The following is a 16706-nucleotide window of genomic DNA, read 5'->3' as shown; positions in this document are numbered from 1 at the left end:
GATTGTTTGGATTATGACGGTACTTTGACAGTAGCGGTATTACTTAAAGGCTTAGTCGGGGAAACGCCCAAGATGTTCAAGCTTCCGCTCATGACTTCTTTGAATACGGGACCGGCAACCACGCCGCCGTAATAGCCGTTGGCAGTCGGTTCGTCAATGGTAACGGCCACAATCACGCGTGGATTTTTAGCCGGAGCAAAACCGATAAATGTACCGACGTGCTTGTTGTCTACATAGCGGCCATTGACCAGTTTACGCGCCGTACCGGTTTTCGCACCTACGTCAAAACCATCCACAGCACCGGCAGTACCGGTACCGCCGGCTTCAGTAACGGAAACCATCAACTCGCGCACTTTTTTCGCAGTAGAGGCTTTGATGACGCGCTTGCCTTTAGGTGCAACCGCTTGTTTTTCAAAGCTGACCGGCAACAATTCACCATCATGGGTTAAGACAGTATAGGCACGCGCCAATTGCAATAAGCTTAATTGCAGGCCATAACCGAAAGACATGGTTGCCTGTTCGATTTTTTGCCATCTGCGCCAGCTTCTCAACAAACCTGCAGTCTCACCAGGAAATCCTGAATGCATACGCACACCCACACCTAAATCGTGATAGAAATCGTACATTTCTTTAGGCGTAAACATGGCAGAAAGTTTACTGGTACCGACGTTGGAAGATTTTTGCATAATGCCGCGCACATCCAAAGTAGGATAAACGTGGGTATCTTGTACGGTAGCAGGACCGATTTTGTAAGGCAGGGTGTTGAACGTATCGGTTGCATCCACTTTGTCTGAATCCAATGCTTTGGCAATGGTAAACGGCTTCATGGCAGAACCAGGTTCGATCATATCGGTTACGGCGCGGTTACGGCGCTGTTCGCTATTGGCTTGACCCGGTTGATTCGGATCGTAAGCAGGGCTGTTGACCAAAGCCAAAATTTCGCCGGTTTGCGCATCCAATACCACAACCGTACCCGCTTTGGCTTTGTGATAAGCCACAGCCTTGTTCAACTCGTCATAAGCCAGCGTTTGAATACGCTGATCCAAAGACAAAATCATGTCTTGGCCATTTTTAGGCACGCTGTTGCGTGGAGAGTCGAGGCTGTCAACGATATTACCTTTGTTGTCACGCAATACGACTTTCGCACCATCTTCACCGCGCAGACTGTCTTCACGGGAAAGCTCCAAGCCCTCTTGACCTTTGCCGTCGATATTGGTAAAACCGATAACATGCGCAAACAGATTGCCCATCGGGTAATGGCGTTTCAATTCTTTTTGGAATGCGATACCTTTAATGCCCAATGCTTTGATTTCTTCTGCTTTCTCGTAGCTGAGTTGACGTTTCAGATAGATAAAGCCTTTGTCTTTTTTAGACAATTTATTTTTCAAAACTTCAACAGGCACATCGGCAATGGCCGACAGTTTTTCTAACTGCTCGTCAGTCGGCATTTCCTCCATGCCGGAAGGCATGGCATACAATGATTCGGTAGGCGCACTCAACGCCAATGTAGCACCATTGCGGTCGGTAATCATACCGCGTGATGCAGGCAGCGGAAGTGTGCGCACAAAACGTTGGTCGCCCTGATTTTTCAAAAACTCATGCTGACTGGTTTGCAGATAAACCCCGCGCACCAACAGACCGGTAAATGCCAGCGCAACGGCACCCAGCACCAAACCAATACGTCCGTTACTTGTCAGCGGTTTTTTTGTTTTTGTGGTTCCAGACAGCATTTGAGGTTTATATTCGTTCTTAATTAACATGTTGGACTTCTCATGACTTAGCTGCTCAGTGAGCTATTAATTCCCGTAAACACCTTGAAAACAAGGCTATATTCTTATTTTTTGCGTTCCAGCATAGCCGTATTATGCGCACCCGGCGGAAGCAGATGTTGCTTTTCGGCCGCCACTTTAATCAGTTTGTGGTTTGCCAATCTTGCTTGCTCCAGTTTCAAGCGCGCGTAATCCTGTTCCAACTGAATTTCCCGCTTTTGCGCCTTATCCAACTCGATAAAGTGCAAGCGCGACTGGTTTTGCTTAAACACTACGGCAAAGGCAGAAACCGTCACCAAAACCAGTAATAAAATATTCAACTTACCCATTTCAAACTTTCAGACGGCCTGTCAACAGAAACATCCCTTGCGACAATGCCGAAACGCTTTCCCTAGTCAACAACCGAAAATTCGCCGCTGCTGCGCTCCGCCACACGCAAAACTGCACTGCGCGCACGCGGATTGGTTTCAGTCTCTGTCGAACCCGGTTTGATTGCTTTGCCCACAGCCTTCAAAGGCGGTTGAGGCAAATCCGCTTCCTTGACCACCGCCCAACGGGGCAAAGGCGCATGTTGCGAATATTTTTTAATAAACTGCTTCACAATTCTGTCTTCCAGCGAATGGAACGCAATGACGGCCAAGCGTCCACCCTCTTTCAGACGGCCTGCAACCTGCGGCAAAACTGCCTCTACCTCTTCGAGCTCGCGGTTAATAAAGATGCGAACTGCTTGGAAGGTGCGCGTAGCAGGGTCTTGTCCGCGCTCACGAGTACGGACGTTTTGCGCCACAAGCTGCGCCAGCTTGCGGGTTGTATCGATGGGACTCTCCTCGCGTTGCGCAACAATGGCGCGCGCAATCTGGCGACTAAACCGCTCTTCACCATAATTCTTAATTACCTCGTGTAAATCCTGTTCGGATGCGGTTGCAATCCATTCTGCCGCAGACATCCCGCGAGTCGGATCCATCCGCATATCCAACGGCGCATCAAAGCGGAAACTGAATCCGCGGCTGCCATCGTCAATTTGCGGCGACGAAATCCCCAAATCAAAAAGCGCACCGTCAATCTTATCGATGCCCAATTCATCCAAGGCCGTCTGAAATGTTTCAAAACCATTGTGTACGACACTGACACGTTTATCTTGCACCGCCAGCTCATTGGCTACCGCAATCGCCTCAGGGTCTTTGTCAAAAACAACCAAACGACCCTGCTTGCCCAAACGCGACAAAATCAGCCGGGAATGCCCTCCCCTGCCGAACGTACCGTCCACATAAATCCCATCTTCACGGATTGCCAACGCATCCACCGCCTCATGCAACAAGACAGTAACATGCTGATAATTTTCAACTTTACTCACAATTGCAAATCCGTTTGACTCAATTGGAAAGCCAATTCATCAGGATCGATATCCAAAGCCTGATTCATTTCCTCTTCCCAATGTTCGCGGCCCCACAACTCCATACGGTTTGCACGGCCAACCAAAGTAACTTCTTTTTCAAAATCTACGCGTTTGCGCAGATTGGCCGGAATCAAAACGCGTCCGGCGCTATCCCACTCCAAAATCTCCGCATTGTGCAGCAGCAAATTCTGATACCGTTGCAAAGCTTCATTGCCGGCCACTTTCAACTTCAAAATCTGCTCGGCTTTTTCTTCCCAAACGGGCTCGGGGTACATCAATAATTTTTTTCGGGAATCCAGTGTGACCACAATTGCAGGCGTATAACGGCGCAGCAAAATATCGCGGAATTTGGCAGGAATAGCCAACCGCCCTTTACTGTCCATACTCAATTCATGAGCACCGCCAAACACATTACACCCCAAATTCGATTAAAATAAAACTAGAGTGGGATTAAAAATCCCACCTTCCTAAAATATTTCGTCTTCACTTCTACGGAACACTTTTTAGGAAAAAGTAACCACTTTCACCCACTATGCCCCACCAACCGACACTATAAGAAATTTTGGCAATCAGGTCAAATCAACCCTTTATCTGAAATGAAACACTAAACACTTAAAATTCAATAGCTTATATATACAAAAATGCATGACAAATTAATATGCTAGCCATTTTATATGGCATAAAACACCATATCTAGTATTGTTTATGTTTTTAAAATACTACATATAGTATTTTTACACCAGATTACCACCCCTCTCACAAGGGGCTATAATATACAAACAAATTCAAATTTTTTACATTATCTAACAGTCATGAAGCCACAACTCCCCCTTCCTTCCACTGATGCACAAGCCTCTTCAGCACACCTGACGAAGCTCATAAAAAACGAAATTGAACAATATCAAAACTGGATACCCTTCTCCCGTTTTATGGAGCTTACCCTTTACACACCTCAATACGGTTATTACAGCGGAGGCAGCCATAAAATCGGTACGGATGGCGACTTCATCACTGCCCCTACCCTTTCTCCCTTATTCGGACAAACCCTTGCCAAACAACTTGACGAATTACTGCCGCAAACAGCAGGCAATATCTATGAATTTGGTGCAGGTACAGGTCATCTCGCTACCACACTCTTGCAAAACTTTTCAGACGGCCTGAATCATTACTATATTATCGAGCTATCGGCAGAGCTTGCAGAGAGACAACGCCAATATATTCTTGAACATACTTCCCCTGAAGCAGCCGCCAAAGTCATCCACCTTACCGCATTACCTGAACACTTTGATGGCATTATCATCGGCAACGAAGTATTGGATGCCATGCCGGTTGAACGCTTAATTTATCAAGATGCAGGGTTTCAACAAATTGGCGTCAGTTTAGAGAATGACGAGCTAATCGAAGCCATCAGACCATTGGCCCAAGCCGAACTGATACAAACAGCCTCCTTGTACTTCCCTCCCCTCCCTTCATACACAAGCGAGCTGCATCCGACACAATATGCCTTTATCCAAACCCTGGCCGCCAAATTGCAGCGCGGCGGCATGATATTTATCGATTACGGCTTCGATGCCGCTCAGTATTACCACCCGCAACGTAAAGAAGGCACATTTATCGGCCACTATCGCCATCACACTATCCACGACCCATTTTTCAATATCGGCCTGACCGATTTGACTGCACACGTCAATTTCACCGATATTGCACGCGCTGGCACGGAAGCAGGTTTGGACTTAATCGGCTACCTGCCCCAATCCTATTTCCTGCTCAATCTCGGCATCACCGATTTGCTGGCACAAATCGGCAGCCCAGATTCAGTTGAATACATCCAAGCAGCCGCCGCAGTACAGAAACTGATACATCAGCACGAAATGGGCGAACTTTTTAAAGTGATCGCTTTTGGCAAAAACATCGATATCGACTGGGTAGGCTTCGGCCACGGCGATATTTGCCATAAACTATAGTCTGACAACCTACTTTTTATTTTTTAAAAACAATAAGAAATAAAAAAAACCAAAATTAGCGCTTGCCAAATATTCAAAAAAAACTATAATAGCGACTTCACGAAACGGCGAATTAGCTCAGTCGGTTAGAGCAGAGGAATCATAATCCTTGTGTCCGGGGTTCGAATCCCTGATTCGCCACCAAATTTCGGGGGTATAGCTCAGTTGGTAGAGCGCTTGCATGGCATGCAAGAGGTCAGCGGTTCGATCCCGCTTACCTCCACCACTAAACAAAAAAGCTCTTGTTAAACGCAAGAGCTTTTTTGTTTGGCTTAATTAATAACTGATTGCTCATTAATTTTGCCATTTCAATACCCAATCAATAAAGGCCGTCTGAAACATTTCAGACGGCCTTTTATCTTTTAATTACTTCACAAGCTTCAATACTTTTTTCGGTTTTTCTTCCGTAGATTCAGCTTTTTTATCTTCGGCCACTGCAGCTTCGATAGAAGCAGGCTGATATGGTTCTACTTCAAACCCCATACCCTCTCCACTTTCGCGGCCAAATATACTGACAATATGACCGACCGGAATCCAAATCTCGTGCGCTACGCCGGAAAAGCGTGCAGAAAAATTGACCCACTCGTTGTCGATATTCAAGTTATGGCTGGCAGTAGGGCCAATATTTAAAACAATCTCATTGTCGCGTACATACTGCATCGGCACACGGGTATGTTCATTTACCCAAGCCACAATGTGCGGTGTTTGGTTATTATCCAAACACCATTCATACAAAGCACGCAATAAATACGGTTTGGTTGAAGTTGCCATAGATCCGTCCTTTAACGACGCATGGCTTTTTCAGCCGGCGTTAATGCTTCAATAAAGGCTTCGCGTTGGAAAATACGCTCGGCGTACTTCAGCAAAGGCGCAGCAGATTTACCCAGTTTGATATCGTAATAGTCCAAACGCCATAACAATGGAGACAAGGCAACATCAATCATAGAGAAGTCGTCGCCCAAGATGTATTTGTTTTTAGTAAAAGACGGTGCCAACAGTGTCAAACCATTGCCAATGGCTTCACGCGCTTTAGCTTGTTCTTTATTGGTAGATTCAGGGTTTTCCAACACTTGCACCAAGCTGAACAATTCTTTTTCCATACGGTACAGCACCAAACGGCCGCGACCGCGCATAACAGGATCACCCGGCATCAATTGAGGATGAGGGAAACGCTCGTCAATGTATTCGTTGATAATGTTTGATTCGTGCAAAATCAGATCACGCTCAACCAAGACCGGTACTTGGTTATACGGATTCATCAAAGCCAAGTCTTCAGGTTTATTGAACACGTCCACATCTTTGATTTCAAAATCCATACCTTTTTCATACAACACAAAACGGCAACGTTGGCTGAATGGACAAGTAATACCCGAATACAAAGTCATCATAATCTTCTACTCCTGATCAATCTTTTCAGACGGCCTTAAGCCTTATAAAAATTCAGACAGAATTATATATAATTTCAAACACTTAATCCAGAAATTTCATATATCACATTGTTTATATTAAGTAATTTTAAAATTTACATTATTTCCGCATAAACCAATTTCACAAACAAAAAAGGCAAACCTGAAACAGGTTTGCCTTTTTGATTCAAAAGAATTAATGAACGTCTTTCCAGAATTCTTTTTTCAGGAAGTACGCCAATGGCAACATTACGGCGAACAGGAATGTCAAAACCATGTAACCGATACGGTGGCGTTGCAATTGAGCAGGCTCACCCATGTATACCAGGTAGTTTACCAAATCGCGCACATAAGCATCGTACTCTTTTTGGATTACTTTACCGTTAGGCAGACGACGGCTGTGCAGACCGGTAGATTCCCAATACAGTTTAGGAGTCAGGTTGCCATGCTCGTCTTTAATCATAACGGGCTGACCTTTGGCATCCAACTCAACGGCTTGAACACCTTGTTGCTCCCACAATGGGTGAGGCATACTTGCGCCGGCCAAAACTGTATTGTTCCAACCGTTCGGACGAGTTGGGTCTTTATAGAAACCGCGCATATAAGCGTACAGGTAGTCTGCACCTTTAGAACGAGCAATCAGGGTCAAATCCGGCGGAGGCGCACCCAACCATTTGGAGGCATCTTTCGGATCCATTGCCGCTACCATTACGTCACCAACGTTGTCTGTTGTGAACATCAGGTTTTTCTTGATTTCATCTTCAGTCAAACCAATATCTTTCAGACGGTTGAAGCGCATACCGCTTGCAGAGTGGCAAGACAAACAGTAGTTTGTAAAGATTTGCGCACCGTGCTGCAGACTAACTTGGTCACGCAGGTCGATATCGACTTTTTCGTAGTGTCCGCCGCCGCTAGCGACGGCTGCACTCATAGGCACTGCCAGCAATAAGGCAGCAAACCAGTTTTTCAGAGTTTGTTTCATTTTCGCTGCCCTCATCAGATATTGGTTGCAAACAAGTAAGCACCAACAACGGTAATACCGACGTAAACAAAGAACATAATTTTTTGTTTAGTAGTGCTCATGGTTACGCGTTCAGGAACTGGTTTGTTGGTATCCAGTTTGGTATAGAACGGCATACCCAAGAAGAATGCAAAGTAGACGAAAGACAGGATACGTGCAACCAAAGTACGAGTATCAGTTGCTACCATTGCACCCAAAATACCCAAACCGATGAAGGCAATGATGAACAGAACCAACGCAGTTTTGAAGATTGGGCCGCGATAGCGGACAGATTTAACCTCGCCTTTATCCAACCAAGGCAACAAGGCGATCAGGACAACTGCTGCACCCATACCGATTACACCCCATACCTGAGTACCGGCAAAGGAAGGAATCGCACGCAAAATTGCGTAGAACGGAGTGAAGTACCATACCGGCGCAATGTGAGGAGGTGTTTTCAGCGCATTTGCTGCATCGAAGTTTGGTGCTTCCAAGAAGTAGCCGCCGCCTTCAGGTGCAAAGAACAACACAGAACAGAAGACAATCAGGAATACAACAACACCCAAGATGTCTTTAACGGTGTAGTAAGGATGGAATGGAATACCATCGCGTGGAATACCGTTTTCGTCTTTGTTTTTCTTGATTTCAACGCCATCAGGGTTGTTAGAACCCACTTCGTGCAGGGCGATGATGTGAGCCACAACCAAGCCGAGCAATACTAGAGGTACTGCGATAACGTGCAGGGCGAAGAAGCGGTTCAGAGTAACGTCGGAAACGTTGAAGTCACCGCGGATCCAAGTGGACAAATCAGGACCGATAACAGGGATGGCGGAGAACAGGTTAATAATTACCTGCGCACCCCAGAAGGACATTTGACCCCAAGGCAACAGGTAACCCATAAAGGCTTCTGCCATCAATGCCAAGAAAATCAGGGAACCGAAAATCCACACCAATTCACGAGGTTTTTTGTACGATCCGTAAATCAGACCACGGAACATGTGCAGATAAACGACGATGAAGAAGAAAGATGCGCCGGTGGAGTGCATGTAGCGGATAATCCAGCCGCCGGACACGTCGCGCATGATGTACTCTACTGCGGTAAAGGCAGCAGGTAGATGGTAGGCGTTAAGGTTGCCGTCCGGTTTGTAGTTCATGGTCAGAAAAATACCGCTGACGATTTGAATTACAAGGACAAGCAGGGCCAAAGAGCCGAAGTAATACCAGAAGTTGAAGTTCTTCGGCGCATAGTATTGAGCCAAATGCTCATTCCACATTTTAGACAGAGGGAAGCGAGCGTCCATCCAGCCTAACAATGCTTTTGCTTTGCTATTGGTTTGGTTTGCCATAATTATCGTTCCTTATTTTTAGTCTTCGCCCACCAAAACAGTCGTATCGCTCAGATATTTGTAAGGCGGTACAACCAAATTGGTCGGTGCAGGAACACCTTTGTATACGCGGCCTGCCATGTCGAATTTCGAACCGTGGCAAGGGCAGAAGAAACCGCCTTTCCAGTCTGCACCCAAATCCGCAGGGGCAACGTCGGGACGGTAAGTCGGAGAGCAACCCAGGTGGGTACAGATACCGATAGCGACGAGGAGGTTCGGCTTGATCGAACGGTGCTCGTTTTTAGCGTATTCCGGTTGCTGATCCACTTCGGAATTAGGGTCTGTAACTGCACCATCCAAACTTTTCAAGTCTTTGAGCTGTTGATCTGTGCGGTTGACCAGCCAAATCGGTTTACCCTGCCATTCGGCAGTCAGCATTTGGCCTGCTTCGATTTTGCTGACATCCACTTCGACAGCAGCACCGGCAGCCTTAGCTTTCTCCGATGGGAAGAAGCTTGCCACGAAAGGCGTAGCTACGCCTAGAGCCGCCACACCGCCTGCACCGCAAGTAGCCAGTGTCAGAAAACGGCGGCGACCGTTGTTGATTTCTTGATTATCCATTATTCAGTCGTCCTAAAATTTTGGGAATACCGAGCCATTAAACAGCGTAATTCTACCTAGTTTGTTGTAATACTCAAAGCATTATTTAAAATAAGGTAAAGTTTTTATGATATTGCTCAATACTCAGGCAGGGTTGTTTTCATCAAAGTGAACCACTTCAATACCGAATTTTTCTGCCACAGCATCGCCTAAGGCGCGGACGCCGTAACGTTCTGTCGCGTGGTGGCCTGCGCTGATAAATGCCACACTCGTTTCATTGGCAAGATGATATTGCGCTTCCGAAATCTCACCGGTCAGATACGCATCGACACCTTCGTCTACGGCTGTCTGAAAAAATCCCTGCGCACCGCCGCTACACCAGGCAATGCGTTTGATTTCGCGTTCAAGATCGCCGATAACGGTCGGCTTGCGGCCGAATACCGCCTCGATGCGTTCAGACAACTGCGCCAATGTTTGCGTAGTTTTCAGACGGCCTGTATTCAACAGGTTTTGCTCGCCGAATTGTTTTTCGAGCACCCAATCGAGTTTCTCGGCCAACTGTGCGTTATTGCCTAATTGCGGGTGCGCATCCAGCGGCAGGTGGTAGCCTGCCATATTGATTTGGTGTTGCAGCAAGGTTTCAATGCGTGCTTTTTTCCAACCGGTAATCGTGACAGGCTCGCTTTTCCAAAACATACCGTGGTGAACCAAAAGCAGATCCGCCCCCTGCTCTACGGCAAAATCGATTGCAGCTTTGCTGGCGGTAACCGAAGTGGCGATTTTGGCAATTTCTCCTTTGCCTTCGACCTGCAAACCGTTGGGTGCATAGTCCTTAAACAGCCCGACCTGCAATGTCTCATCGCACCAAGCCAGAATTTCACGGCGTAAAGCCATATTCCGCTCCTTATATCTATCTTCAAAAACAGCTTCGCATTCTAACCGCAAAATCTGTTTATGCCTCAAATTCTTACATTCCGATTTCAGCAATCATTCCCAACATTAATCATTTGCACATCATCATGAATTATTTTAATATACACCACCTTACCCACAGGCCGTCTGAAAACACATGGACTCTATTATCGAATTGCGTCATCTCAAAACCTTGCTGGCTTTAGAAGAAACCGGCAGCGTTTCCCTTGCCGCCAAACGGGTTTTCCTGACCCAATCCGCCCTGTCGCACCAAATCCGCGCCTTGGAAAATTATTACGAAACGCCGTTGTTTGAACGTAAATCAACACCTTTGCGCTTCACGCCTGCCGGTATGCGCCTATTGCAACTGGCGCGTGAGCTGTTGCCGCAGGTTGCCGCCGCCGAACGTGATTTGGTGCGGATTATCGAAGGCGAAGCGGGCGAACTCAGGCTTGCCGTCGAATGCCACACCTGCTTTGACTGGCTGATGCCTGCCATGGGCGAATTCCGCCCCTTATGGCCGCAAGTTGAATTGGACATCGTTTCCGGTTTCCAAGCTGATCCGGTCGGGCTGCTGCTGCAACACCGCGCCGACCTTGCCATCGTTTCCGAAGCCGAGCCGCTCAACGGCATCAGCTACCGCCCCCTATTTGCCTATGAAATGGTCGGCATCTGCGCAGAAGACCACCCGCTTGCCGACAAAGACGTTTGGGAAGCGGAAGACTTTATCGACGAAACCCTGATTACTTATCCCGTCCCCGACGAAATGCTGGATTTGCCCAAAAAAGTGCTGCTGCCCAAAGGCATTAATCCGCCGCGCCGCCACAGCGAGCTGACCATTGCCATCATTCAATTGGTTGCCAGCAAACGCGGCATCGCCGCCCTGCCCTATTGGACGGTCATGCCGTATTTGGAAAAAGGCTACGTCGTCCACCGCAAAATCACTTCAGACGGCCTGCAGAGCAAACTTTATGCAGCCATTCGTACGGAAGATGCCAACAAAGGCTATCTGGACAACTTCTGCCAAATCACGCATGACCGCTGTTTTGCCGACTTGCCGGGCTTGAGCGAATTGGAAATGTAAACTTGAAACAATCAAAAGGCCGTCTGAACAATTTTCAGACGGCCTTTTTTAATATACACAAAAATCTCACTGCTTCTATTCGGATTCATCCGAACCCAAACACGCCGACAAATCGATTTCAGACGGCCATGTTTTATCAGGCGCAACCCGAATATCGAAATGCTCGCCGCGATAGTCGAAAACCAAACGCCAAGCGTGCAAAAACAGATATCCCGCCTCATCGCCGCCATACAGCGTATCGCCCAAAATCGGACTGCCTATGCTTTTCATGGCCACGCGCAGCTGATGGGTTTTGCCTGTAAACGGTTGCAACACAAACAGGCGCAAACCGGGCTTCAGGCTTTGGCTGCTGAAACGGGTAACGGCAAAATTATCCTCGTCTCGCGTCAGCTTCCATGTACCGCGGCGCGAACGCACCATACCGCCTTTCACCCAGCCCTGCTTTTTCGCCGGCTTGTGCGTACCGAGTGCCAAATAAGTTTTACGCATGGTTTTTTCGGCAAACTGCGCCGACAAAGCGGCCGCGCTGTCTCGGTTGAGCGCAAGCAGCAACAGGCCGCTGGTGGCTTTGTCCAAACGGTGAACCAGCCACACGCGTTCAACGCCGAGCTGCTGCGCCAGCGAAGCGGTCAGGCAAACATCTCCTTCCGATTCGCTGTGCACCGATACGCCGCAAGGCTTATTAATGACCACAAAATCTTTGTGTTCAAAAACAATGTCCCACATTTCAGACGGCCTTCAACACGATACCGTCGCCAAGCAGGGTCAAAATACCCAGCAGGCAGAACAAGATACATGCGGCAATGCGCACTGCTTTGGCCGGAATCTTGCGCATCAGCATTTCGCCCAAATACACGGCAGGCACAGAAGCAATCATCAAACCGGCAATACTGCCGACCACGACCAGCAGGATAGATTGGTATTTTGCTGCCAAAAGAACTGTTGCAATCTGCGTTTTATCGCCGATTTCAGCCAAGAAAAACAGGACAACCGTCGCCGTAAATGCGCCGTATTTCAGCCACTTACCGTCAGGATCTTCGTCTTTGTCCGGCAATAGCAGCCACAATCCAACCGCAATAAAACTGCCGCCAACCACCCATTTCATGACTTCGGGCGAAATAGCGGATGCCAGCCAGACACCGAGTGCGGCTGAAACAAGATGGTTCAACAGGGTTGCAATAAAAATACCGGCAACAATCGCGTTTTTGTGGGCAAAACGTGCAGCCAAAAAGAGTGCGAGCAATTGCGTCTTATCGCCGATTTCGGCAATGGCAACGCCCAGCGTCGAGGAGAAAAAAGCTTCCATGATTTAAGATACTCAACCGAAAAGCGGGCAAACAAAAAGCGCTGTGCATACCGCCCGCAAGGGTATGGACAACGCTTACGTCTTGCCTGTCTTCCGATAAAGCAGAGAAGATACCGCTGCCACGGCCGCACAAGCCGATTATGTTGACAACGGTTTCGGCATTGCGCCGAATGGCTACTCCCGTAAGAGTGAAGCGCGAATTGTAAGGCAAACCATGGCTTGAAGCAACAGAAAGAAAAACAAAAGTCCGCCTGAAACCTGATTCAAGTAGGTTTCAGACGGCCTGCGATTACTTGCCGCATACTTCAAATTTACGGCCGAATCCTTTGCCATTGTATCTGCCAAAACCATGCGGCATATCGTTTTCAATCACTTTAAACAAACCCGGGCTGGCTGCAACCCCTTCAGGCATATTATCCGGCAGGGCCTGACGCATCTTGGCAGTAGCGGCTTTAAAATCTTCCATATTGCGCCAACGGGCTACGTTGACCAAATGATATTTACCGTTTGGATCTATATTTTGGTGCAGGCGCGTAGCTATATAGCCTGGCTGGGTTTTCAAAAAATCACGCGCTTTTTGCCAAGAAGCCAAAGCTTCGGCTTCTTTACCCTGCGGCACTTCAAAAGTATTAATGAGGACAACACTGTTTTGAAAGGCTTCACATTTTTCCTGCCACTGTTTGGCATTTGCAGTACAACCGACAGCGACAAAGGCAGTGGCGGCAGCGGCAATCAGAGCTGTTTTTTTACGGATATTCATATGGATAGTTCCTTATAGGTTTGAATTGATGTGAGATATTTAAGCTCTTCCGAACATTCGGGGCATTACGGATTCGCCTTTGATGTAGTGGTAAACGACCATGCCGATATGTCCCAGAGACAAGAACAGCAACGAAAATGCCAGTGCTCCGTGAATCTGTCCTTCCTGAGTAATTTGTCTCATAACACCTGTGACTGGAACGGCAAGCATCAGGAGATACATTGCCCAATGTCCAAATTTGGCAGCCATACTGCCAACCGGTCGATTTCTGGACTGGCGGATTGCCCACATCACACGCCAAGCAGACAATATCAGCAGAAGAAAGCCAACCGCTTTATGAGGATTAGTCAAAAACTTCAGACTTTCATCCATATTCCAAGCAATGGCGGTTGCAAACATAAACAGATAGCAGGCCGCCATAGTCCAATGCAGAAAGCGGGTTGTAATGCCGTAACGTTGCGGAGTATCAGGTTTCATGATGTTTTCTCTTAAATTAACAATTAAATGGATTTCAATTTGGGTTTACGGATAGAAAATCCGTCTTTCATGCTCAGTCCCAACAGCGTCAGATTAGCCATACCGGCAATCAGTTCTACGATTTGAACGATATAAAACACGCTGTCAAACTGTCCTGCGGCGGCGCGGCTGTTTAAGAAAAACGCACAAGGCAGCAAAATCAGCATTCCGTTGGCAGCGATAAACGGCATGCGTCGGCGTTTCGCGGCAATCGCAGTATGTTTGCTTTTCCCACCCATTTTCATGCCTGTTGCACCTGCAACTGCCATACAAGCCATCAACCCGAATAGCGCATAAACAATGGTTTGTTTTACGACAACGATGGTTTCATGCGAGCTGAAGAGTTCGCTTAATACGGTACTGATCCAAAATGAGGCGATGAATAAACATGTACCTGCTCCTGCCGCAGCATGGATTTTGCGTAAAGTATCGCGGTTCATAATATTTCCTTTGAATGTTTGAGATAGGCCGTCTGAAATTTATATAGCAAGCTATTAAATTAAAATAAGCATAGCTTGCTATTAATTAACATAGCAAGCTATATTTGTGATATAATCCGCAACAACCTGATTTTAAAGGAAACAAAGTGAACGAAGTTTTCAAAACTGAATCGGCAGGCTATTTGATGAACCATATTGCCCGCCAATTTGCCATTTTATTGAGCGAAGGCTTAAAACCACTGGGGATTGCGCCTGCACAATTTCCAATTTTGATCGAGCTATGGAATAAAGACGGCTTGAGCCAACAGGAATTAGTTGAGCGTGCCGATTTGAAGCAGGCAACGATTGCCAACACTCTGGCACGGATGGAGCGAGACGGATTGATTACACGGGAGCCTAATCCTGAAGATGCACGCAGCCGTTTGATTAAGCTGACAGAACACGCGCGTGCTTTACAATCAAGCTCCACCGAAATTGCCAAAGCCATCAACCAAGAAGCCTTGGCGGTTCTGTCTGCAGACGAGCAGAAACTGTTTTTGGAAATGGCACAGAAAATTATATTGAAACAACAAAAGATGATAAAAGTCTGAAAAATATAAAAAAGGCCGTCTGAAACTCAATGTAAACAGGTTTCAGACGGCCTTTTTCACAACGATTAATTATCGGAGAACAAATCGCCTACCTTTTCCCAAAACGATTTTTTGCGCGGGGTTTGGCTGAGGTCGAGGCCGGAGGAGATTTTTTCAAATTCTTCCAGCAACTCTTTCTGACGGTCGGTCAGGTTGACCGGTGTTTCAACCAAAATGTGGCAGTACAAATCGCCGGTCGAGCCGGAACGCAGAGACTTGATGCCTTTGCCTTTCACGCGCATGCGGCGGCCGGTTTGCGTTTCTTTCGGAATGTGCAGTTTGACTTTGCCGTCCAGAGTCGGCACTTCGACTTCGCCACCCAATGCGGCAATGGCAAAGCTGATCGGCAGTTCGCAATGCAGGTCCAAGCCGTTGCGCTCGAAGATTTTGTGCTGTCTTACGCGGACATTGACGTACAAATCGCCTGCCGGTGCGCCGTGTTGACCCGGCTCGCCCTCGCCGCTCAAGCGGATGCGTTGACCGTCGTCGATACCTGCCGGAATGTTGACTTCAACTGTTTTACTGGTTTTGGTGCGGCCTTCGCCACGGCATTTGACGCAAGGGTCTTTGATTTCTTTGCCTGTACCGTGACAAGTCGGACAAGTCTGCTGCATTTGGAAAATGGCTTGGCGGACGTGTACCGTACCTGAGCCGTGACAGGTCGAACAAGTCGATGCGGATGTGCCCGGTTTGGCACCTGAACCGTGGCAGACATCACATTCTTCGTAAGTCGGAATGTTGATGCGTTTTTTCACGCCTTTGGCGGCTTCTTCAAGCGAAATCTCTATGCCGACCTGCAAGTCCGCGCCGCTGTAATCCGGCTGACGGCCGCCTGCGCTGCCGCCACCGCCGAACATTTGGCTGAAAATATCGGAAAAATCGAAGCCTTGCGCACCACCAAATCCGCCTTGGCCGCCGAAACCGCCAAAGCCACCGAATCCGCCCGCACCTGCGCCCTGTTCAAACGCGGCATGGCCGTATTGGTCGTACATGGTACGTTTTTCCTTGTCAGACAAGGTGTCGTACGCTTTTTGGACTTCTTTAAATTTTTCTTCCGCTTCTTTGTTGTCAGGATTGCGGTCGGGATGGTATTTCATTGCCAGCTTGCGGTAGGCTTTTTTGATTTCATCGTCGCTAGCGCTGCGGGCAACACCAAGGGTTTCGTAATAATCTTGGGTACTCATAATTTTGATAGTGTTTTGAATAAGTTTGAACTGGGTCGGATATGTGGGCGGAAGGTAAAAAACTCAAGTCGATATTTTTAAGGCCGTCTGAAAATTTTGTTTCAGACGGCCTTCCTCGCTTTGTCAAAGCATGATGATGGCCTTAAAGTGAAAGAAGATTTGACTCTATATCGCTGTTTTGTATTAGAAAGGTTTTCTTCCATGATACAAAAAATTGCTTCCTTTTTATGCCTGATGCTGATGATGACCGCTGCCAGACTTACCGTTAACCGTTTCATACTCAGGCCGTCTGAAACCCTGTTTTCAGACGGCCTTTTGATTGTTTGCGTTCTTCCACGTCAAAACAAACGGGAAACAACAATGCCAAAGCGGTTTG

At 47.5% G+C, this 16706-nt stretch carries 19 protein-coding genes and 2 tRNA genes; 5 read left to right on the top strand and 16 right to left on the bottom strand.

Translation table 11 applies throughout. The features are described from left to right. Positions 1-11: 11 nt before the first annotated feature. The 4 genes from ACTHSA_RS06180 to mraZ form a co-directional block, all read right to left on the bottom strand. Positions 12-1760: a peptidoglycan D,D-transpeptidase FtsI family protein gene (locus ACTHSA_RS06180; protein WP_070606084.1), complete on the bottom strand. Its 1749-nt coding sequence runs from the start codon at positions 1758-1760 to the stop codon at positions 12-14. 74 nt (positions 1761-1834) lie between these two features. Then, positions 1835-2098 carry a cell division protein FtsL gene (gene ftsL / locus ACTHSA_RS06175; protein WP_003681879.1) on the bottom strand — a complete coding sequence of 88 codons (264 nt, stop codon included), beginning with the start codon at positions 2096-2098 and terminating at the stop codon, positions 1835-1837. 62 nt (positions 2099-2160) lie between these two features. Further along, positions 2161-3123, bottom strand: coding sequence for a 16S rRNA (cytosine(1402)-N(4))-methyltransferase RsmH (gene rsmH / locus ACTHSA_RS06170; RefSeq protein WP_004518896.1), 963 nt, complete (start codon positions 3121-3123; stop codon positions 2161-2163). Continuing rightward, the gene (gene mraZ, locus ACTHSA_RS06165) at positions 3120-3575 is read right to left on the bottom strand and encodes a division/cell wall cluster transcriptional repressor MraZ (protein ID WP_039861849.1); all 456 of its coding nucleotides are present in this window, start codon (positions 3573-3575) and stop codon (positions 3120-3122) included. Before mraZ ends, rsmH begins: the two co-directional genes overlap by 4 nt. A 402-nt stretch (positions 3576-3977) precedes the next feature. On the opposite strand from mraZ, the gene ACTHSA_RS06160 reads away from it, so the two are divergent. The 3 genes from ACTHSA_RS06160 (at position 3978) to ACTHSA_RS06150 (ending at position 5394) form a co-directional block, all read left to right on the top strand. Continuing rightward, positions 3978-5129 (top strand): class I SAM-dependent methyltransferase, encoded by a 1152-nt coding sequence (locus tag ACTHSA_RS06160; protein WP_070625079.1) that lies wholly within the window; start codon positions 3978-3980, stop codon positions 5127-5129. A gap of 106 nt (positions 5130-5235) precedes the next feature. Then, positions 5236-5312: transfer RNA gene (locus ACTHSA_RS06155), tRNA-Met, on the top strand. Between the two features lie 6 nt (positions 5313-5318). Then, positions 5319-5394, top strand: a tRNA-Ala gene (locus ACTHSA_RS06150). A 140-nt stretch (positions 5395-5534) separates the two neighbouring features. Here ACTHSA_RS06150 and ACTHSA_RS06145 read toward each other — a convergent pair. The 6 genes from ACTHSA_RS06145 to ACTHSA_RS06120 form a co-directional block, all read right to left on the bottom strand. Continuing rightward, positions 5535-5939, bottom strand: a complete 405-nt coding sequence (locus tag ACTHSA_RS06145) for a ClpXP protease specificity-enhancing factor (protein ID WP_070587997.1) — start codon at positions 5937-5939, stop codon at positions 5535-5537. Positions 5940-5950: 11 nt separating this feature from the next. Next, a complete protein-coding gene (locus ACTHSA_RS06140) occupies positions 5951-6556 on the bottom strand; it encodes a glutathione S-transferase N-terminal domain-containing protein (protein ID WP_039861850.1) in 606 nt (201 codons plus the stop codon). A 214-nt stretch (positions 6557-6770) separates the two neighbouring features. Then, positions 6771-7556 carry a cytochrome c1 gene (locus ACTHSA_RS06135; RefSeq protein WP_199900956.1) on the bottom strand — a complete coding sequence of 262 codons (786 nt, stop codon included), beginning with the start codon at positions 7554-7556 and terminating at the stop codon, positions 6771-6773. 14 nt (positions 7557-7570) lie between these two features. Beyond that, positions 7571-8920 (bottom strand): cytochrome b, encoded by a 1350-nt coding sequence (locus ACTHSA_RS06130; RefSeq protein WP_003681866.1) that lies wholly within the window; start codon positions 8918-8920, stop codon positions 7571-7573. Positions 8921-8938: 18 nt separating this feature from the next. Then, a complete protein-coding gene (gene petA, locus ACTHSA_RS06125; protein WP_049335346.1) occupies positions 8939-9520 on the bottom strand; it encodes a ubiquinol-cytochrome c reductase iron-sulfur subunit in 582 nt (193 codons plus the stop codon). 123 nt (positions 9521-9643) lie between these two features. Beyond that, positions 9644-10393, bottom strand: a complete 750-nt coding sequence (locus ACTHSA_RS06120; protein ID WP_070587994.1) for a Nif3-like dinuclear metal center hexameric protein — start codon at positions 10391-10393, stop codon at positions 9644-9646. Between the two features lie 175 nt (positions 10394-10568). Here ACTHSA_RS06120 and ACTHSA_RS06115 point away from each other — a divergent pair, with 175 nt between their 5' ends. Further along, on the top strand, positions 10569-11495 hold the full coding sequence (locus ACTHSA_RS06115; RefSeq protein WP_003748251.1) for a LysR family transcriptional regulator: 927 nt from the start codon (positions 10569-10571) through the stop codon (positions 11493-11495). Between the two features lie 75 nt (positions 11496-11570). Here ACTHSA_RS06115 and ACTHSA_RS06110 read toward each other — a convergent pair whose 3' ends face one another. From ACTHSA_RS06110 to ACTHSA_RS06090, 5 genes are all read right to left on the bottom strand, one after another. Further along, a complete protein-coding gene (locus ACTHSA_RS06110; RefSeq protein ID WP_070587992.1) occupies positions 11571-12221 on the bottom strand; it encodes a TIGR01621 family pseudouridine synthase in 651 nt (216 codons plus the stop codon). Position 12222: 1 nt separating this feature from the next. Continuing rightward, positions 12223-12801 (bottom strand): TMEM165/GDT1 family protein, encoded by a 579-nt coding sequence (locus ACTHSA_RS06105; RefSeq protein WP_004518907.1) that lies wholly within the window; start codon positions 12799-12801, stop codon positions 12223-12225. A gap of 289 nt (positions 12802-13090) precedes the next feature. Next, entirely contained in the window at positions 13091-13561 is a 471-nt protein-coding gene (locus tag ACTHSA_RS06100) for an antibiotic biosynthesis monooxygenase family protein (protein ID WP_004518910.1), read from the bottom strand. Between the two features lie 39 nt (positions 13562-13600). Beyond that, positions 13601-14038, bottom strand: a complete 438-nt coding sequence (locus tag ACTHSA_RS06095; protein ID WP_070625080.1) for a cytochrome b — start codon at positions 14036-14038, stop codon at positions 13601-13603. 23 nt (positions 14039-14061) lie between these two features. Further along, on the bottom strand, positions 14062-14517 hold the full coding sequence (locus ACTHSA_RS06090) for a hypothetical protein (protein WP_070625081.1): 456 nt from the start codon (positions 14515-14517) through the stop codon (positions 14062-14064). A gap of 146 nt (positions 14518-14663) precedes the next feature. Between ACTHSA_RS06090 and ACTHSA_RS06085 the strand changes: the two genes are divergently transcribed. Continuing rightward, the gene (locus ACTHSA_RS06085) at positions 14664-15107 is read left to right on the top strand and encodes a MarR family winged helix-turn-helix transcriptional regulator (RefSeq protein WP_434061431.1); all 444 of its coding nucleotides are present in this window, start codon (positions 14664-14666) and stop codon (positions 15105-15107) included. A 65-nt stretch (positions 15108-15172) separates the two neighbouring features. Here ACTHSA_RS06085 and dnaJ read toward each other — a convergent pair whose 3' ends face one another. Continuing rightward, positions 15173-16330: a molecular chaperone DnaJ gene (gene dnaJ, locus ACTHSA_RS06080; RefSeq protein WP_070459597.1), complete on the bottom strand. Its 1158-nt coding sequence runs from the start codon at positions 16328-16330 to the stop codon at positions 15173-15175. Positions 16331-16706 lie beyond the last annotated feature (376 nt).

Origin of the sequence: Neisseria sp. P0008.S002 (genome assembly GCF_051962805.1) — a bacterium.
GTDB lineage: Bacteria > Pseudomonadota > Gammaproteobacteria > Burkholderiales > Neisseriaceae > Neisseria > Neisseria perflava.
This window is presented reverse-complemented; position numbering and strand designations above follow the sequence as displayed.